The following is a 17,436-nucleotide window of genomic DNA, read 5'->3' on the forward strand; positions in this document are numbered from 1 at the left end:
GCCGGCGCGTCGGACGGCTCCGGCGGCAGCGGCCGGCGCGGCTTCCTGCGCGGCCGGCTCGCCCTGGCCGCGGCCGTCGCCGCAGTGGCAGCGGTGCTCGGCGGGGTCGCCGGCGGCGTGGTCACCAAGGCCGGCGAGAGCACGGCCGCCGCCACCAGCACGGTGGTCAGCCCGGTCGCCGCCAAGTCCGACGGCACCGCCGACGTCACCGCGATCGCCGGCGCGGTCTCCCCCAGCGTCGTCCAGATCACGGTGCAGGACGGCAGCGGCACGGCCACCGGCACCGGCATCGTGCTCACCGCCAAGGGCCAGATCCTCACCAATTACCACGTGACGGCGGGCGCGGTGGACGGCGGGCGGATGACCGTCACCTTCCACGACGGCAGCACCGCCGAGGCCACCGTCACCGGCACCGACAAGTCCCTGGACGTCGCCGTGATCACAGCCTCCGGCGTCAGCAGCCTCACCCCCGCCGTCCTCGGCGACTCCTCCGGCGTACGGGTCGGCGACCCGGTCGTCGCCATCGGCAACCCCGAGGGCCTCACCGGCACCGTCACCTCCGGCATCATCAGCGCCGAGAACCGCGAGGTCACCGTCCAGGTCGACGAGGGCACCACCCGCGGCAACGGCGGCTTCGGCTTCCCGCAGCTGCCCGGCTACCAGGGCGGCTCCGGCTCCAACGGCTCCGGCAGCACCGGCGACTCCGCCACCTACAAGGCGCTGCAGACCGACGCCGCGCTCAACCCCGGCAACTCCGGCGGCCCGCTGATCAACGCCAACGGCCAGGTCATCGGCATCAACTCGGCCATGTACTCGGCGAGCGGATCCAACTCCACCGCCGACTCCAGCAGCGCCGGCAGCGTCGGCCTCGGCTTCGCCATCCCGATCGACACCGTCAAGCAGGTCCTCCCGGACATGCAGTCCGGCCGGAACCTGTGACCGCACACTCCCCGCACCCGGGCGCCTCCGGCAGGACAATGACAGCACCCCCGCAGCAGCACCCCCACGAGAGCCAGAAAGGGCCGCAGCCCATGACTCCCCCCGCCGACGACCGCACCCCTGCCGAGACCGCCGGCTCCGGCCCCGCGCGGCTCCTCGTGGTCGACGACGAGCCCGCCCTGCGGGACGCCCTGGAGAGCAGCCTCGCCTTCGAGGGGTACGAGGTCACCACCGCCACCGACGGCTTCGAGGCCCTGGAGGCCGTCGAACGCGACCGGCCCGACCTCGTGCTGCTCGACATCATGATGCCGCGGATGGACGGCCTCACCGCCGTCCGCCGGATGCGCTCGCGCGGCGACACCGCACCCGTGCTGATGCTCACCGCCCGCGACGCCGTCGGCGACCGCGTCACCGGCCTCGACGTCGGGGCCGACGACTACCTCGCCAAGCCCTTCGAACTCGACGAACTGCTCGCCCGGGTCCGCGCCCTGCTCCGCCGCAGCGCCCTCGCCAGCGAGGCCGCCGCCCGCGCGGCCGCCGCCGAGGACGACGGCGAGGTGCTCGCCTTCGCCGACCTGCGGATGAACACCGCCACCCGCGAGGTCACCCGAGGCGGCCGGCCGATCGAGCTCACCCGGACGGAGTTCATGCTCCTGGAGATGTTCCTCTCCCACCCGCGGCAGGTGCTGACCCGGGAGCAGATCCTCAAGGCCGTCTGGGGCTTCGACTTCGAGCCGTCGTCCAACTCGCTCGACGTCTACGTGATGTACCTGCGGCGCAAGACCGAGCACGGCGGCATGCCCCGGCTCATCCAGACCGTACGCGGCGTCGGCTACGCGCTGCGGCCCGCCAGCGGCGCGGCGGCGTGAAGGCGGTCGGCCGGCTCACCGGGTGGTTCCGCGGCAGGTCGCTGCGGAGCAGGCTGGCCATGCTCACCGCCGCCGCGGTCGCCGTGGCGATCGCACTGTCGGCACTCGCGTGCTGGTTCTTCGTCAGGGACCAGCTCTACCACCAGGTCCGCAGCAACCTCGCCGGCGCACCGTACGACTTCCGGACCATCGCCAACGGCCAGCTGGCCGGCGACACCCTCCCGAGCTGCGGCACCACGCCCCAGCAGGCGCTGAGCAAGTCTCAGGCCGCCAACGCGGTCTTCGCCGCCACCCACCCCAACCGGGGCGGACCGGACCACGGCGGGCCGAACCGCTGGGACAACCAGCTGGTGACCTCCGGCGGCGCGGTCTGCCTGCCGATCGGCGCCACCAAGGCCATCCAGACCGACTCCTCGGACCGCTCGATCCTGACCGAACCGGACAGCACGGCCCACTACCGGGACGGCACCTTCGTCGGCGGCAGCCCCGCCATGGTGCGGGTGACCAAGGTCTACCTCGTGCAGTCCCAGGAACCTGCGATCATGCTGACCGCGCAGGACGTCACCGCCGTCCAGGATTCGCTGCAGCGGCTCGCGCTGATCCTCGCCGGCGTCGCCGCGGTCGGTGTGGTCGGCGCCGGGTTCATCGGGCGGCTGGTGGCCAGGTCGGCGCTGAAGCCGGTGGACCAGCTCACGGACGCGGTGGAGCACATCGCCCGGACGGAAGAGGTCGGGACGACCATTCCCGTCAACGGGAGCGACGAGATCGCGCGGCTGTCGACCTCGTTCAACTCGATGTCCACCGCGCTGCTCAACTCCCGTGAGCGGCAGACCCGGCTGATCGCCGACGCCGGGCACGAGCTGCGCACCCCGCTCACCTCGCTGCGCACCAACGTCGACCTGCTGATCCGCAGCGACGAGACCGGCCGGCCGCTGCCGCCGGCGACCCGCAGCAAGCTGCTCGGCAACATGAAGGCGCAGATGCAGGAGCTCACCGTGCTGATCGGCGACCTGCTCCAGCTGTCCCGGCCGGACTCCCCGAAGCCCGGGCAGAACCTCGCGGTGGTCGCCCTGCACGAGATCGCCGGGCGGGCGGTCGAACGGGCCCGGCTGCGCGGGCCGGGGCTGGTCTTCGAGGTGACGGTGCACCCCTGGTACGTGCACGGGGACGCGGCGGCGCTGGAGCGGGCGGTGATCAACCTGCTGGACAACGCGGTGAAGTACAGCCCCCCGGGCGGCACCGTGGACGTGGCGCTGACCGGCGGCCGGCTGACCGTCCGGGACCACGGGCCGGGCATCCCGCAGGACGAGCTGCCGTACGTCTTCGACCGGTTCTGGCGTTCGCCGTCCTCGCGGCAGCTGCCCGGTTCGGGCCTGGGGCTGTCGATCGTGGCGCAGACCGTCCGGGACACCGGGGGAGAGGTGACGCTCGGCCCCGCCACGGACGGCGGTCCGGGGGCACTGGCGACCCTGCAGCTGCCCGGGCAGCAGACCCCGCCGGAGTAGCCCGCGCGTGCGGGAAGCGGGAAGGCGGAGGGCGGGACACCCCCTCAGGTGCCCCGCCCTCCGCGGCTCGTGCGGTACCGCGTCAGTCCTTGTCGGTGCCGTCGCCGACCAGGGCGATCCGGTCGCGGGCCGGCGGGGCCAGCGGCTTGGCGGCCGAGCTGTTCGCGCCCAGGTAGGCGTTGAACAGGTCCAGGTCGGACGGGCCGACCAGGGTGTTGGTGCCGGAGGTGAAGGCCGGGAAGCCGTCACCGCCGCCCGCCAGGAACTCGTTCGCGGCGACCCGGTACGACGCGGCGGGGTCGATCGCGGTGCCGTTGAGCTTGATCGAGGAGACGACCACGCGGGCGGCGCCGGTCTTGGTCATGTCCAGGGTGTAGGTGAGGCCCTTGGAGACCTGGAGGATCTTCGGCGCGGCGTCGTTCAGGCCGCTGACCTGCTGCTGCAGCAGCTCGATGACCTTGGCGCCGGTCAGCGTCTTGACCTGCATCATGTTGGTGAACGGCTGGACGGTGAACGCCTCGCCGTAGGTCACCACACCGTCGCCCTCGGCCGCGGAGGCCTTGTAGACCAGGTCCGAGCGGATGCCGCCGGGGTTCATGAACGCCATCTGGGCGCCGCCCTTGTCGGCGGGCGCCGTGCCGGCCAGCTGGGCGTCGGCGATGACGTCGCCGAGCGGCTTCTCGAGGTCGGCGGAGCCGCGCCCGTTGATGTCCGCGGAGATGTAGCCGACCGGGCGGTTGGCGATCGGCGCGGCCATCTTGTTGTAGGTGTCGATCAGCTTGGTCATGTCCGGCGCCTTGGCGACGGTGCGGCGCACCACGTGGTTGGCGGCGGTGACCGACGGGCGGACTATGGCACCCGTGCGCTTGTCGATCTGCAGGTTGATCTCGGTGTAGAGGCGGCCGAAGGAGGCGGCGCTGGTGACCGAACGCGGCACGCCGTTCTTGTCCGGGATGGCGCAGGCGTACGCGTTGTGCGTGTGGCCGGTGACGATCGCGCCGACCGCGGGGTCGATGTTCTTCGCGATGTCGACGATCGGGCCGGAGACGCCTGAGCCGCCCGCGCCGCAGTCGTAGTTGTACGTGGTGGAGGCCGGGTAGCCGCCCTCGTGGATCAGGGCGACGATCGCGTTCACGCCCTTGCGCTTCAGCACGGCCGTGTACTTGTTGATCGTCTCGACCTCGTCGCCGAACTTGAGGCCCTTGACGCCGGCGGCGGTGACGATGTTCGGCGTGCCCTCCAGGGTGACGCCGATGAAGCCGACCTTCTCGCCGTGCACGTCGGCGATCCAGTACGGGTCGAGGATCGGGCGGCCGGTCTTCTCGTTGGTGACGTTGGCCGCCAGGTACTGGAAGTCGGCGCCCTTGAACTTGCGGCCCTTGGTGTAGCAGCCGTCGGTCGGGTGGCAGCCGCCGTCCTGCAGGCGCAGCAGTTCCTTGGAGCCCTCGTCGAACTCGTGGTTGCCCACGCTGGTGACGTCGAGGCCGAGCTTGTTCATCGCCTCGACGGTCGGCTCGTCGTGGAACAGGCCCGACAGCAGCGGGCTCGCACCGACGATGTCACCGGCGGCGACGGTCAGGGTGTTCCGGTGGCCCTTGCGGGCCTCGCGCAGCGCGGTGGCCAGGTACTCGACACCGCCGGCCGGGGTGGAGACCACCTGGCCGGTCGCCGGGTCGACCTCCTTGATGGTGCCGGAGGAGCCGGCCGGGGGCTCCAGGTTGCCGTGGAAGTCGTTGATGGCGAGGAGCTGGAGGTCCTCGACCTTCGGCTTGTGGTGGCCGTGCGCCTCGGCGACGCTCGGCACGAGCAGCGTGCCGAGCAGGCCCGCGGCCGCGGCCGCGGCGAGCGCCGTACGGCGGTATCTGCCGTTCTGACCGGATGTGGACATGAGGGTACCCCGTACCGTCTGGGGCCCGGCAGACGCCGGGGCCATCGTGGCATGACCCGTGAAGCCTAGGGTCAACGCGCGTAGCTGTCAGGTCTTCTGACGTAACGAGAGGGTTTCCAGCAGCTGACACGATGTTGAGCAGCCGTACTCAGGCGCCGCCGGGGCAGCGGCCGTAGCGTCGCCGCCGTGGAGAACCGACCCCGGACCCGTCCCGCGAGCCTGACCGCCTGGTGGCTGCTGACCGCCTCCTCGGTGCTCTGGTTCACCGCCGCCCTCGGCGCCGCGGCGTACACGGCCCTGGTGCTGCAACCGCTCGCCGCGCACGCGACGCGTCCGGGTACCCGGACGGCGAGGAGCAGTTCGTCCGCATGATCGAGGCCGGGCCCGCACTCCTCTGCGGTCTGGCCTTGCTGCTGCCGGCCGGCCTCGCGCTGTACGCCTCGGCCCGGTACGCCCGGGGTGACCGCGGCGCGGCGACACTCGCCGCCGGGTACGGGTGCGCGCACGCCCTGACCGTGGGACTGCTGTCCTCCTGGGGGCCGTGGCAGACCGGCGCCGCATCGCTGCTGACCGCCGCGGCGGCGACCGGCGTGCTGGCGGCCGGAGCCGCCGAGGGACTCCGGTGAGCCTCGGCGACCGGACGGCCCGGAGCGGTCAGATCATCGGTTCGGAGGCGAGTTGCTGCTCGGCCCGCTGACGCTCCGCGACGGCGTCCTCGGTCATCGCCCGGTCGGTGTAGACGAGCGGACGCTCGGCCTCGGTGACGATGTGCTTGACCACCTGCACGTTGCCGTTGACGTCCCAGACCGCGATGCCCGGCGACAGGGTGGGGATGATCTCCACCGCCCAGCGCGGCAGGCCCAGGACCCGGCCGGTGGCTCTCGCCTCCTCGGCCTTCTGCATGTAGATGGTGCGGGTGGAGGCCATCTTGAGAATCGCCGAGGCCTCCTTGGCGGCCGCCCCGTCCACCACGTCCGAGAGGTGGTGGACCACCGCCACGAAGGACAGGCCGAGACGGCGGCCGAACTTCAGCAGGCGCTGGAAGAGCTGGGCCACGAACGGGCTGTTGATGATGTGCCAGGCCTCTTCGACCAGGAAGATGCGCTTGACCCGGTCCGGCCGCAGCCAGGTGTGCTCCAGCCAGACCCCGACGATCGCCATCAGGATCGGCATCGCGATGGAGTTCCGGTCGATGTGCGACAGGTCGAAGACGATCAGCGGCGCGTCCAGGTCGATGCCGGCCGTGGTCGGCCCGTCGAACATGCCGCGCAGGTCGCCGTCGACCAGCCGGTCCAGCACCAGTGCCACGTCCAGGCCCCACGACTGCACGTCCCCGACGGGCACCCCCAGCGACTCCACCGAGGAGAGGTCGGGGCTGCGCAGGGTGGAGATGATGTCGTCCAGCACAGGCTGGCGGTCCTTCACCGTGGCGTGCACATGGGCGTGCGCGGCCTTCAGCGCGAAGCCGGCCCGCTCCTCCAGCGCCCGCCCCATCGCCACCTCGATGATGGTGCGCAGCAGCGACAGCTGACCGGTGGTGGTGATCGACGGATCGAGCGGGTTCAGCTTCACCCCGCCGTCCCGGGCCGCCATCGGGTCGAGCCGGATGGACTTTATGCCCAGCGCGTTGGCGATCAGGTTCCACTCGCCGACGCCGTCCTCGCCCTGCGCGTCCAGCACCACCACCTGCCGGTCACGGAACCGCAGCTGGCGCAGCACGTAGGTCTTCTCCAGCGCCGACTTGCCGTTGCCGGACTCGCCGAGCACCAGCCAGTGCGGAGCCGGCAGCTGCTGGCCGTACAGCTGGAACGGGTCGTAGACGTAGCCCTTGCCGCTGTACACCTCGCGGCCGATGATGACGCCCGAGTCGCCCAGACCGGGCGCCGCGGTCGGCAGGTAGACCGCCTGGGCCTGCCCGGTGGAGGTGCGGACGGGCAGACGGGTGGTCTCCACCTTGCCGAACATCAGGCTGGTGAAGGCGTCGGTGAGGTTGCCGATCACGGGGTCCCCTCCCTCAGCGGCGGATGCCGGTCGCGAACGGCAGCGTGTTGACGAACGCCCGGTGGTGCTCGCGGTCGCACCACTCCAGCTTGAGGTAGCTCTTGCCGGCCGAGGCGCGGATGGTCCGCTTGTCGCGGGCCAGCGCCTCGGGGGTGCGGGCCGAGACCGTGATGTACCCGACCAGGTTGACGCCGGCAGCGCCGGACGCGAGGTCGTCGCCGCGCTGGTCGACCCGGCCGGTGTGGGCCAGGTCGCGCGGGTCGACGGTGCGGTTCATCTTGGCGGCGCGGTTGGCCTCGGCCTCGTCGTTGGTCTTCTCGGTGAGCATCCGCTCGATGGCGACGTCGGTCGGCTCCAGGTCCATGGTGACGGCGACCGTGCGGATCACGTCCGGGGTGTGGACCAGCAGCGGCGCCAGGAAGTTCACGCCGACCGGGGTCAGCGGCCACTCCTTGACCCAGGCCGTGGCGTGGCACCACGGCTCACGGGTCGCCGACTCGCGGGTCTTCGCCTCCAGGTGCTGCGGGTGGGTGGCGTCCAGCTCGGCCGGCCAGGCGTTGCGCCGGCTCATCGCCTGGATGTGGTCGATCGGGTGGTCCGGGTCGTACATCGAGTGCACCAGCGAGGCCAGCCGAGCCTGGCCCAGCGGCTGCCGGACCCGGATGTCCGCCTCGGCCAGCCGGGCGCAGATGTCGGTGAGCTCACGGGCCATCACCGTCGCCAGGCCCTCGTCGTCGCGCTGCCGCCGGCCGTCGGCCGTCCGCCCCATGGCGTGCGCCTCGGCCGCCAGGTCGCGGGTGTAGTGCATGCAGGCCACCAGGTACGCGCGGTGCTGCTCGGACGAGGTCGACACCATCGACTGCAGCTGGTCGTACGACTCCTTGAGCCAGCGCGGCGCCTTGTCGTCGCCGCGGCGCTCCACGTCCTTGGCGTGCGCGTCGGGGTCGGCGGGCAGCGTCCGGGCCAGGATCTGCAGCCGGGTGACGAAGCCGTCGCCGTTGGCCACGTGCTTGAGCAGCGTGCCGAACCGGTCGACCAGGGCCTCCTGGTCCTCCGAGTCGCGCAGGCCGACGCCCGGGCCCTCGATCTCGATCGCCGCGGTGACGGTGCGGCGCTCCAGGTGCATCAGCACCCCGACCTCGTCCGGCCCGAACGGCGCGGAGAGCCAGCGCAGCCGGCCGACGCCGGGCGGCGGGCCGACCTCCACCTCGCGCCCGTCCAGCCGGGTGCCGGCGTCGATCACGTCGGACTTCCAGACCGCCCGGCCACTGCGCACCGTCCGCCGGTAGGTCCGGTTGATCTCCACCCACTTGTAGAAGGTGCGGCGGCGGTACGGCACGTAGACGGCCATGATCGCCAGCAGCGGGAAGCCGACCAGGCCGGCGATCCGCAGCGGCAGGATCGGCATCAGCAGACCCCACATCATGCCGAGGAAGGCGCCGAAGATGATCAGCACGATCTCGCCGGACTCCCGGTTGCGCCCGATCGGCGCGTTCGGCCGGGACTTGCCGATGAGGTAGGTGCGGCGCTGGTGCACGTACGGCTGGGCGTACTGGGCGCCGAACTGGCCGAGCGGTTCGCTGCTCACCCGTCACCCTCCCTTCGTGGGGTTGCTGGCGGGGGCGGGGGCCGGAACGGGGGGCTGGGCGGGCGCCGCGGAGCGGCCGGCGTGCGCGGCGATGCCCGGCGCGACGCCGGAGCCGCCGGCACCGGAGGAGGCGTTGGCCGCCTGCGGGCCGCCGCGCGAGCCGTGCGCGGAGATGCCCTGCTTGACCAGGTTCGCCGGGCCGTTGATCATCGCCGAACCGGCGCTGACCGCACTCGCCCGGGCCCGGCGCACCTGCTGCAACTCGTCGCCGAAGCCGGGCACGAAGCGGTAGACGGCCGCACTGGAGAAGATCGACAGGAAGAGGATCGCGAGCCCGGAGAGCACCCGGGCGAAGTCGTCGTTCGCCCCGGCACCGGTGGCCACCGCGCCGGCCAGACCGAGGATGATCACGATGATCGGCTTGGCCAGGTCCACCGCCAGCATCAGGCCGGCCCACCGGCGGACGTGCTTCCACAACTGCTTGTCCACCAGGCCGGCGTACACGGCGGTGCCGAGCAGCGCGCCCACGTACAGCATTGCGGCCCGGATCAGCAGCTCGATCCAGAGCACCGCCGCGGCCAGCACGGCCACCAGCGAAACGATGATCAGGATCAGCGGACCGCCGCCAAGGGAGCCCTTCTCCAGGGTGTCCGCGAAGCCGCCCAGGTAGGTGCCGGTGTCCGACTTGGTGCCGGCCGAGATCGCCGCGGTGAGACCGTCCGTGGCCGAGACCACCGTGTAGAGGATCAGCGGGGTGAACGCCGAGGCCACCACCGTCAGCCAGAGGAAGCCGATCGCCTCCGAGAACGCCTGCGCCAGCGGGGCACCGCGCACCGCCCGCTTGGTCACCGCCAGCAGCCACAGCACCAGCGTGATGACCGTCGAACCGGCGAACACCACGGCGTACTGCTGCAGGAAGGCGGCATTGGTGAAGTCCACCTGCGTCGTGCCGTCGATCGCCCCGGACAGCTTGCGCACCACCCACGCGGCGGCCTGCGCACACCCCTTGGCCAGCGACCCGAGCGGGTCGGTGACGGAGCCGACCGTGTCACCCCCGACCACCGCCGCGCCGGGCGGAGCGCACTGCCCACCCGCACCGGGCAGCGGGACGCTCTGCGCCGCGCAGGTGGACGACGGCGTCGGCGAGGGCGACGGATCGGCGAACACCCGCTGGGCGGTGATCAGCGCGGTGGCCTGCAGGACGGCGAGTGCACCGCCCAGGGCACCGGCCCGCCGGACGAACGATCTGGTCGAACCGTCACCGCGCATAGCGGAAGCCTCCGAACCTCTGGACTGCGTCAGTGATCTGCTGGGCCGTGGCCGCCTGCTGATCACCCGGAACGGGGGCAGGGCCCGAGGCCCGGTCGAAGTCGGTCACCTTCCAGTCACTGCCGTTCCAGCGCATGGTGACGGTGAGGGTGTACCAGTCCTGGGAGACCGGCCTGGTCGAGCCGTCGCCGGCGAGCCCGTGCAGCCCGGTGCACCACACCTCCACCTTGGTCGCCGTGTCGGCGTAATTGGTGGTGCGGGTGCCGACGGGGATCGTGCGGCTGACGAAGGTGAGGCCCTTGGGGGCCCGGCCCTGGGCGTCGAGGCCGAAGCGGCCGTTGTTCTCGGCGGTGAAGGCGGTGTCGAGCCGCTGCTGGAGTCCGCCGGCGGCGGTGGGGTCGGAGACGGTGTCGACGATGGTGTGGCGGCTCGCGGTCTGGAACATCTCCGCGGAGCCGAGGGCGGTCGCGTAGTTGGCGGCGGCCGACTGGGCGCCCTGGTCGGTGTGCGGGAAGCCGTTGGCGATGCCGTTGGCGGTGGTGTCGACGGGCTTGGTGCCGCTCGGCGCGGTGGCGGCCGCACCGGCCTGGGCGCCGTCCCCGGAGCCGGGGGCCGCGGTGCCGCTGCCGGCGGTGCCCGGGTCGGGCTTGCCGCGGTTGGCGATGGAGACCGCGATCACCAGCAGGGTGACCACGAGCAGGACGGTCAGCAGGGTCCGGACCGGACGCGGCTGACGTGCGGTCATCTGGTGGGAGGGCTGTTCGCCGACCGGTAGCCGCGTACGGGTGTGCGGCTGGTCGTCGGACAACGGCACGGCGGCCCTCCTGGTGCTGGGGGCCCCGCCGGGGCCCCGGTGACGCGAACACGACTGTGCCGGCAGAGTCGCATGGCCGCTCCGCCGGGATGACTATCCGATCCGTACGATCGTCAGATCGCCATGCCGTAGACAATGGTGAACAGGGTGCCCAGCGATCCGATGATGAACACGCCGGTCAATCCCGCGATGATCAGTCCCTTGCCCTGCTCGGCACTGAACGTGTCGCGCATCGCGGTGGCGCCGATGCGCTGCTTCGCGGCCCCCCAGACCGCGATGGCGAGGCAGGCCAGGATGGCGACCGCCATCACGACCTCGACCATCACCCGCGCCTCGGACCCGAGGCTGGCGAACGGTCCCCAGTCCGGGGCGATGCCGCCGATGATGGTGTCGATGTTGGCCTTCTTGGGTGGGTCCTCGGCCAGGTAGCCGACCACCTTGCTGTCCACGCTGCTCAGGTTCATTCCATCTCACCGCCCGATCAGGCAAATTCAAGGCCCCGGAACACGGCTTCGCGAAGGGGCAGGACCTATTCTTGGCCAGATCTGATGTCGACTTGGCTATATCTCGCGGATTGGTCGTGAGGCACAGGACACGTACGACAGGATGTCCACCGTACGAAGGATACCGCTCACTCTTCGTATCTGGGTTGATTGCGCTGAGCAACGCCTTCCGGAACACTCGCGACTGACGCCACGTCGGGGATGGTGCTGATGGTACTCCGCACAGCGGGCACGGCGGCCGCCGCTGCAGCGGTTGTGACGGTCGGTTTCGTCGGGCTGGTCACGGTGGGGACCTTCGCCGCCAGCGGGACGCCCCGGTCGAGCACCAACAACCTCGCGATCTCGTCGGGGACGGTGCCGGCCGCGTACCGGCCGCTGATCGAGAAATGGGGCACCCTCTGCCCCGAGATCTCACCCCCGATGCTCGCGGCACAGCTGTACCAGGAGAGCGGATTCGACCCGACCGCCAAGAGCCCGGCCAAGGCGTACGGCATGGCGCAGTTCCTGGAGGGCACCTGGGCCAGCTACGGCGTGGACGCCAACGGCGACGGCCGGCGCGACATCTGGGACCCGGCGGACGCCATCGCCTCGGCCGCCACCTACGACTGCGCGCTCGCCAAGGACGTCTCCCGGGTGCCCGGCGACCGGCAGGCGAACATGCTGGCCGCCTACAACGCCGGACCGTACGCGGTGATAGAGGCCGGCGGGGTCCCGGGCTACCGGGAGACCCAGGGCTACGTGAAGAACATCCAGTCGCTGGCCAGGAGCTTCACCGCGCCGGCCCCGCAGACCGCGATCGGGCTGTCCCAGCAGGCCGCCGGCGCGATCTACTTCGCGCAGACCAAGCTCGGCACGCCGTACCTGTGGGGCGGCGAGGGCCTGCCCTCGCAGCAGGGGCGCTTCGACTGCTCGGGCCTGACGCAGGCCGCGTTCGCGAGCGTCGGCATCACCCTGCCCCGGGTGGCCAACGACCAGTGGTATGCCGGCGAGCACCCCTCCCGGGACCAACTCCGCCCGGGCGACCTGGTGTTCTTCGCGAACGACCTGAACGATCCGCGGTCCATCCACCACGTCGGGATCTACGTCGGCGGCGGCTACATGATCGACGCCCCGCACACCGGCGCGGTGATCCGCTACGACACCATCGACCAGCGGGACTACATCGGCGCCACCCGGGTCACCCCGGACGGTGCCGCGGCTCTGCCCGTCCGGAACGCCGACGGTACGATCAGCGGCGGCCAGGGCCCGGCGCAGAGCTGAGCCGCCGGCCTGCCCCGCATGTGGGCGGGCGGTGGACGGTGAGTCAATTTTCCGTGACGCGCGATCTCCGCGGAACCCTTCGGCCTGCTCAGGACGTTGTTGCTCCGTACCGGACCGAGCTCCGGCCGGTACCCGGAGGAACGCAGGCGGCGCACCGGATCGGTGCACCGGACACAGAGAGGGAGGTGCGGCGTGTCGACGCTGCTCGCCGACACGGGCAACCCCGACCTGGGCCTGCTCCGCGCGGTCAACGGGCTGGCCGTCTCGGCCCCGGGCTGGCTGGACTCCGCGATCTCGTGGATCGGCGAGTACGGCATCCTGCTCGGCCTGGCCGCGGTCTGCGTGACGGCCTGGCTGCAGGCCCGCCGGCGGCCGGACGCCCCGGTGGCGGTGGCCGGCCTGCTGTGGGCGCCGCTGGCGGTGGCGATCGCCGAGCTGGCCAACCTGCCGATCTCGGCGATCGTGAACCGGCCGCGCCCCTTCGTGGACCACCCCGAGCTGGAGGTCCTGGTGAAGGGCAAGGAGGGCACCCTCTCCTTCGTCAGCGACCACTCGGCGATGTCGATGGGCATCGCCGTCGCCCTGCTGCTGGTGAACCGCCGGCTCGGCCTGGTCGCGGGCGCGCTCGCCCTGCTGCAGGGCTTCTGCCGGATGTACATGGGCGTGCACTACCCGACGGACGTGATCGGCGGCTTCGCCCTGGCCACCGCCGTGGTGCTGCTGCTGGCGCCGCTGGCGATGGCGGTGCTGGTGCCGTTCTGCCACGCGCTCACCAGGACGGCGGCCGCGCCGCTGGTCGTGGCCCGCGGGCCCGGCCGCGGGGGTGCCGGTGACGGCCGCAGCCGCCGTCGGCGCGAACCGGTCGCGGCCGGGCAGCCGGCTCCGGAGTCCGACCTGGCCGCCTGAGTCCCGGCGCCCCGGTCCGGCCGTCCGCGGGGCGGTCAGGCCCGGCCGTCGCGTTCGTGCTCGTCGGCGTCCCGTCTGGCGCGGTCGCGGGAGCGCCGCCCCGGCGCGAACCATCCGCAGCTGCAGCTGGCGAAGCAGAACGATCCGCGTTCTTCGAGTGCCACCCGGTGGGCGGCGGGCGGGGCCGGTGCGGACTCCGCCGGGACGTCGCTGGACACGTGCTTCACCGTAACGCGCCGACCGGGGGCGCGTGCACGACTCCGTACGCCGGGACGGCCGTAACCCTTGCGGCCCGGGCTCGTTGGGCCCTGGAGAGCTCTGCCCACCCGGGGTGGCTGCTTGCCGGGCATCGGGGCCCGAGGGGGTTGTGTCGATCGTGAAGAAGCTGAAGCCCGTCCGTACCGCCGCGGCGGCGGCACTGCTGGCCGCACTGTCCGCCTGTTCGGGCGGCGGGGCCGAGCCTCAGGGCGGCTCGGCGGACGTGCTCTCCGCCGACCCGCTGACCGCGGTGCGCTCCGCGGCCGACATCACCGGCCGGACGGGCTCGGCCCGCACCACCACCGAGCTGGTCACCGAGTCGGCGGACAAGAAGGCGGTGTTCAACGGCACCGGCGGCTACGACTACGTGAAGCGGATCGGCACGCTGGAGATCAACGTGCCGCCCGGCGCCGCCACCACCGGCACGATCAGGGAGATCGTCCTGCCGGGCACCGTCTACCTGCAGAACAGCGGCGCCAAGGTGCCCGCGGGCAAGTGGGTCCGGCTGGACGTGCGCCAGCTCCCCGACGGCAATCTGGTCAGCAGCGGCGCGACGGACCCGGCCAGTGCCGCCGGCGCGCTGCGCGGCGTGGAGACGGCCGAGCTGGTCGGCACCGAGACGGTCGACGGCACCGAGCTGAAGCACTACAAGGGCACCCTGGACCTCGCCAAGGCGGCCGAGGCCACCGGCGGCCGGGGAGCGGACGGCCTGCGGATGGCCGCGCAGACCTTCACGGCGAAGCAGGTGCCGTACGAGGTGTGGCTGGACGCCCAGGGGCGGGTGCACAAGGCGGTGGAGACCTTCGCCTTCGCCGGGGTGGCGGGGTCCAAGGAGGCGAAGGACCAGGTGAAGGTGGTCTCGACCACATCGCTGGCCGATTTCGGCGCCGCGGTGCAGGCGGCCGAGCCGGCCTCCGCCGACGTCTACTCGCCGAAGGCCTCGGCACCTGCGAAGTGACGGCCCGGGGGCCTGCAGCCGAGGTTCGACCGCCGGCCCTAGTGCCTGTGGCCGCAGAGATGACCCGTCCGTGCCATACGGTGGGGCCCCGCTCCTCCTTACCCTGGAGGACGGGGTACCGCCGCCCTGGCCGGGAGGCGGCGCTGGAGGGGTGGTGCAGGTGGCGTCCTCGGAGGGCCGCACGGGCGGCCACGACAAGACCGCGCTCGACGAGATCGAGCTGGCCGGCGAGCTCATGATCGCCGCATCGACCAGTTCCGACGAGAAACTGGCCACCGAGCAGATCGACCGGGTGCTGCTCGACCGGGTGCCGACGGCGGCACCCCGACAGGGTGACGCCGAGCGGTCGCCCGCCGGCTGACGGCGGCGGCACCGGTCAGCGGGTGACCCGCGCTCAGGTGCGCAGCAGCCGTGAGATGGCGGCGGTGGCCTCGGCGACCTTGCCGTCCAGTTCCGCGCCGCCCTGCTCGGCGGCGGCGGCCACGCAGTGCCGCAGGTGTTCCTCCAGCAGCGAGAGCGCGAAGGACTGCAGCGCCTTGGTGCCGGCGGAGACCTGGGTGAGGATGTCGATGCAGTAGACGTCCTCGTCGACCATGCGCTGCAGCCCGCGGATCTGGCCCTCGATCCGGCGCAGCCGCTTGAGGTGCTCGTTCTTCTGGGCGCTGTAGCCGTGCGGGCCGCCGTGCGGGTGGGCCGCACCCGCCTCGGCGGTGACGTCGTCGCCGCCGGCCGCGGTGTCGGGAGTGCCGGCCGCGGTCTCGGGGGTGCTGGTGTCCTCGGTGCGCGTCTGAATCGTGGTCATCCGGCCCGCCTCTGTCTCCCTGCTCGCCGTCCCTGGACCTCCAGTGTCCAACACGGGCGGCACCCTGCATGTTCCGCCGTCCGGACGGCGGCTCGGATCTCCCCGTGCACGGCAGGAGCAAACCCGCCCGGGTTCCGCCAGACTGGGGAACCGCGTCAACACCCCGTTTGCACACCCGGGACGACGAGCGCCTAGAGTCGTTCAGTCCCTACCCCGCACATCGGAGATATCCGTGCGTTTTAGCCTGACCCCGAAGGAGACGAGCTTCTACGACATGTTCGCCGCTGCGGCGGAGAACCTCGTCGTCGGGTCGAAGCTCCTGCTGGAACTGCTGGGATCAGACGTGTCGGCCCGCGCGGAGATCGTCGAGCGCATGCGCGCCGCCGAGCACGCCGGCGACGACACCACCCATGCGATCTTCCACCAGCTGAACTCCTCCTTCATCACGCCCTTCGACCGCGAGGACATCTACAGCCTCGCCGGTTCGCTGGACGACATCATGGACTTCATGGAGGAGGCGGTCGACCTGGTCGTCCTCTACGACATCGAGTCCCTGCCGAAGGGTGTCGAGCAGCAGATCGAGGTACTGGCGCGGGCGGCCGAGCTGACCGCGGAGGCGATGCCGAACCTGCGGTCGATGCAGAACCTCACCGAGTACTGGATCGAGGTCAACCGGCTGGAGAACCAGGCCGACCAGATCCACCGCAAGCTGCTGGCCCACCTGTTCTCCGGTCAGTACGACGCGATCGAGGTGCTCAAGCTGAAGCAGGTCGTCGACGTCCTGGAAGAGGCGGCCGACGCATTCGAGCACGTGGCGAACACGGTGGAGACCATCGCGGTCAAGGAGTCCTGACCTCCGTGGACACGGCAGCACTGATCGCCGTCATCGGCGTGGCCTTTTTCTTCACCTACACCAACGGATTCCACGACTCGGCGAACGCGATCGCCACCTCGGTCTCCACCCGGGCACTGACCCCGCGCGCCGCACTGGCGATGGCCGCGGTCATGAACCTGGCCGGCGCCTTCCTCGGTTCGGGGGTGGCGCACACGGTGTCCAGCGGCATCATCGAGACGCCCTCGGGCAGCCAGGGCATGGCGATCCTCTTCGCCGCACTGGTCGGCGCGATCACCTGGAACCTGGTCACCTGGTACTTCGGTCTGCCCTCGTCCTCCTCGCACGCCCTGTTCGGCGGCCTGGTGGGTGCGGCGCTGGCCGGCGGTACCGCGGTGATCTGGAGCGGAGTGGTCGACAAGATCATCATTCCGATGGTGGTCTCGCCGGTCGTCGGCCTCATCGGCGGCTTCCTGGTCATGCTGGTGATCCTCTGGATCTTCCGCCGGGCCAACCCGCACCGTGCCAAGCGCAACTTCCGGGTCGCGCAGACCGCCTCGGCCGCCGCCATGGCCCTGGCGCACGGTCTGCAGGACGCCCAGAAGACCATGGGCATCGTGGTGATGGCGCTCACCATCTCGGGCCACCAGGCCACCGGCGACATCCCGATCTGGGTGAAGGTGTCCTGCGCGACGATGCTGTCGCTGGGCACCTACGCGGGCGGCTGGCGGATCATGCGGACCCTCGGCCGCAAGATCATCGAGCTGGACCCGCCGCAGGGTTTCGCCGCCGAGGCCACCGCGTCCAGCGTCATGTACATCACGTCGTTCGTCTACGCGGCGCCGATCTCCACCACCCACGTGATCACTTCGGCGATCATGGGTGTGGGCGCCACCAAGCGGATCCGCGCGGTCCGCTGGGGCGTCGCCAAGAACATCGTGCTCGGCTGGTTCATCACCATGCCGGCCGCGGCCCTGGTGGCGGCGGCGATGTACGGCGTCGTGGACCTGCTCCTGCTCTGATCCCGCAAGGCCGCCCCGCAAA

19 protein-coding genes are annotated in these 17,436 nt (G+C 71.6%); 11 read left to right on the top strand and 8 right to left on the bottom strand.

Annotated elements, in window-relative coordinates:
* The 3 genes from KSNIM_RS17540 to KSNIM_RS17550 all read left to right on the top strand — a co-directional run.
* The coding region (locus tag KSNIM_RS17540; protein ID WP_317634028.1) for a S1C family serine protease at positions 1 to 939 on the top strand (939 nt) is incomplete at its 5' end.
* Between the two features lie 92 nt (positions 940 to 1,031).
* Positions 1,032 to 1,808: a response regulator transcription factor gene (locus KSNIM_RS17545; RefSeq protein ID WP_263104152.1), complete on the top strand. Its 777-nt coding sequence runs from the start codon at positions 1,032 to 1,034 to the stop codon at positions 1,806 to 1,808.
* Positions 1,805 to 3,313 (top strand): sensor histidine kinase, encoded by a 1,509-nt coding sequence (locus KSNIM_RS17550; protein WP_411543732.1) that lies wholly within the window; start codon positions 1,805 to 1,807, stop codon positions 3,311 to 3,313. The genes KSNIM_RS17545 and KSNIM_RS17550 overlap by 4 nt, the downstream gene beginning before the upstream one ends.
* Before the next feature lie 82 nt (positions 3,314 to 3,395).
* Here the strand turns inward: KSNIM_RS17550 and KSNIM_RS17555 are convergent, their stop codons facing one another.
* The gene (locus KSNIM_RS17555; protein WP_263104153.1) at positions 3,396 to 5,201 is read right to left on the bottom strand and encodes a bifunctional metallophosphatase/5'-nucleotidase; all 1,806 of its coding nucleotides are present in this window, start codon (positions 5,199 to 5,201) and stop codon (positions 3,396 to 3,398) included.
* A 186-nt stretch (positions 5,202 to 5,387) separates the two neighbouring features.
* Between KSNIM_RS17555 and KSNIM_RS17560 the strand changes: the two genes are divergently transcribed.
* Positions 5,388 to 5,573 (top strand): hypothetical protein, encoded by a 186-nt coding sequence (locus KSNIM_RS17560; protein WP_263104154.1) that lies wholly within the window; start codon positions 5,388 to 5,390, stop codon positions 5,571 to 5,573.
* Positions 5,570 to 5,827 (top strand): hypothetical protein, encoded by a 258-nt coding sequence (locus tag KSNIM_RS17565; RefSeq protein WP_263104155.1) that lies wholly within the window; start codon positions 5,570 to 5,572, stop codon positions 5,825 to 5,827. The genes KSNIM_RS17560 and KSNIM_RS17565 overlap by 4 nt, the downstream gene beginning before the upstream one ends.
* Before the next feature lie 28 nt (positions 5,828 to 5,855).
* On the opposite strand, the gene KSNIM_RS17570 is transcribed toward KSNIM_RS17565, so the two are convergent.
* The 5 genes from KSNIM_RS17570 to KSNIM_RS17590 all read right to left on the bottom strand — a co-directional run bounded on the left by KSNIM_RS17570 (position 5,856) and on the right by KSNIM_RS17590 (position 11,337).
* Positions 5,856 to 7,166 (bottom strand): ATP-binding protein, encoded by a 1,311-nt coding sequence (locus tag KSNIM_RS17570; RefSeq protein WP_263108003.1) that lies wholly within the window; start codon positions 7,164 to 7,166, stop codon positions 5,856 to 5,858.
* Positions 7,167 to 7,215: 49 nt separating this feature from the next.
* Complete coding sequence (locus KSNIM_RS17575) at positions 7,216 to 8,790, bottom strand: SCO6880 family protein (RefSeq protein ID WP_263104156.1); 1,575 nt, start codon at positions 8,788 to 8,790, stop codon at positions 7,216 to 7,218.
* 3 nt (positions 8,791 to 8,793) lie between these two features.
* The gene (locus tag KSNIM_RS17580) at positions 8,794 to 10,059 is read right to left on the bottom strand and encodes a hypothetical protein (protein WP_263104157.1); all 1,266 of its coding nucleotides are present in this window, start codon (positions 10,057 to 10,059) and stop codon (positions 8,794 to 8,796) included.
* Complete coding sequence (locus tag KSNIM_RS17585) at positions 10,049 to 10,873, bottom strand: hypothetical protein (protein WP_263104158.1); 825 nt, start codon at positions 10,871 to 10,873, stop codon at positions 10,049 to 10,051. The genes KSNIM_RS17580 and KSNIM_RS17585 overlap by 11 nt, the downstream gene beginning before the upstream one ends.
* A gap of 113 nt (positions 10,874 to 10,986) precedes the next feature.
* On the bottom strand, positions 10,987 to 11,337 hold the full coding sequence (locus KSNIM_RS17590; protein ID WP_263104159.1) for a hypothetical protein: 351 nt from the start codon (positions 11,335 to 11,337) through the stop codon (positions 10,987 to 10,989).
* A gap of 249 nt (positions 11,338 to 11,586) precedes the next feature.
* Here KSNIM_RS17590 and KSNIM_RS17595 point away from each other — a divergent pair, with 249 nt between their 5' ends.
* Complete coding sequence (locus KSNIM_RS17595) at positions 11,587 to 12,636, top strand: NlpC/P60 family protein (RefSeq protein WP_263104160.1); 1,050 nt, start codon at positions 11,587 to 11,589, stop codon at positions 12,634 to 12,636.
* A 192-nt stretch (positions 12,637 to 12,828) separates the two neighbouring features.
* Positions 12,829 to 13,542, top strand: coding sequence for a phosphatase PAP2 family protein (locus KSNIM_RS17600; protein WP_263104161.1), 714 nt, complete (start codon positions 12,829 to 12,831; stop codon positions 13,540 to 13,542).
* Between the two features lie 35 nt (positions 13,543 to 13,577).
* On the opposite strand, the gene KSNIM_RS17605 is transcribed toward KSNIM_RS17600, so the two are convergent.
* Positions 13,578 to 13,760 (bottom strand): hypothetical protein, encoded by a 183-nt coding sequence (locus KSNIM_RS17605; RefSeq protein ID WP_263104162.1) that lies wholly within the window; start codon positions 13,758 to 13,760, stop codon positions 13,578 to 13,580.
* Between the two features lie 158 nt (positions 13,761 to 13,918).
* Between KSNIM_RS17605 and KSNIM_RS17610 the strand changes: the two genes are divergently transcribed.
* Both KSNIM_RS17610 and KSNIM_RS17615 read left to right on the top strand, forming a co-directional pair.
* Positions 13,919 to 14,758: a hypothetical protein gene (locus KSNIM_RS17610; protein WP_263104163.1), complete on the top strand. Its 840-nt coding sequence runs from the start codon at positions 13,919 to 13,921 to the stop codon at positions 14,756 to 14,758.
* A gap of 160 nt (positions 14,759 to 14,918) precedes the next feature.
* Complete coding sequence (locus KSNIM_RS17615; protein ID WP_263104164.1) at positions 14,919 to 15,119, top strand: hypothetical protein; 201 nt, start codon at positions 14,919 to 14,921, stop codon at positions 15,117 to 15,119.
* A 33-nt stretch (positions 15,120 to 15,152) separates the two neighbouring features.
* On the opposite strand, the gene KSNIM_RS17620 is transcribed toward KSNIM_RS17615, so the two are convergent.
* The gene (locus KSNIM_RS17620; protein ID WP_263104165.1) at positions 15,153 to 15,560 is read right to left on the bottom strand and encodes a metal-sensitive transcriptional regulator; all 408 of its coding nucleotides are present in this window, start codon (positions 15,558 to 15,560) and stop codon (positions 15,153 to 15,155) included.
* A 232-nt stretch (positions 15,561 to 15,792) separates the two neighbouring features.
* Between KSNIM_RS17620 and KSNIM_RS17625 the strand changes: the two genes are divergently transcribed.
* Complete coding sequence (locus KSNIM_RS17625) at positions 15,793 to 16,413, top strand: DUF47 domain-containing protein (RefSeq protein WP_030268712.1); 621 nt, start codon at positions 15,793 to 15,795, stop codon at positions 16,411 to 16,413.
* Positions 16,414 to 16,418: 5 nt separating this feature from the next.
* Positions 16,419 to 17,414 (top strand): inorganic phosphate transporter, encoded by a 996-nt coding sequence (locus tag KSNIM_RS17630; protein ID WP_263104166.1) that lies wholly within the window; start codon positions 16,419 to 16,421, stop codon positions 17,412 to 17,414.
* Positions 17,415 to 17,436: the final 22 nt, after the last annotated feature.

The sequence above is a fragment of the Kitasatospora sp. DSM 101779 genome (assembly GCF_025655475.1).
In the GTDB taxonomy this organism is placed as follows: domain Bacteria; phylum Actinomycetota; class Actinomycetes; order Streptomycetales; family Streptomycetaceae; genus Kitasatospora.

Excerpts from the sequence above, each read along its gene's own strand:
- KSNIM_RS17595 (WP_263104160.1), top strand. The coding sequence starts at position 11,587 with ATGGTACTCCGCACAGCGGGCACGGCGGCCGCCGCTGCAGCGGTTGTG.
- KSNIM_RS17580 (WP_263104157.1), bottom strand. The coding sequence starts at position 10,059 with ATGCGCGGTGACGGTTCGACCAGATCGTTCGTCCGGCGGGCCGGTGCC.
- KSNIM_RS17620 (WP_263104165.1), bottom strand. The coding sequence starts at position 15,560 with ATGACCACGATTCAGACGCGCACCGAGGACACCAGCACCCCCGAGACC.
- KSNIM_RS17555 (WP_263104153.1), bottom strand. The coding sequence starts at position 5,201 with ATGTCCACATCCGGTCAGAACGGCAGATACCGCCGTACGGCGCTCGCC.
- KSNIM_RS17570 (WP_263108003.1), bottom strand. The coding sequence starts at position 7,166 with ATGTTCGGCAAGGTGGAGACCACCCGTCTGCCCGTCCGCACCTCCACC.
- KSNIM_RS17565 (WP_263104155.1), top strand. The coding sequence starts at position 5,570 with ATGATCGAGGCCGGGCCCGCACTCCTCTGCGGTCTGGCCTTGCTGCTG.
- KSNIM_RS17545 (WP_263104152.1), top strand. The coding sequence starts at position 1,032 with ATGACTCCCCCCGCCGACGACCGCACCCCTGCCGAGACCGCCGGCTCC.
- KSNIM_RS17590 (WP_263104159.1), bottom strand. The coding sequence starts at position 11,337 with ATGAACCTGAGCAGCGTGGACAGCAAGGTGGTCGGCTACCTGGCCGAG.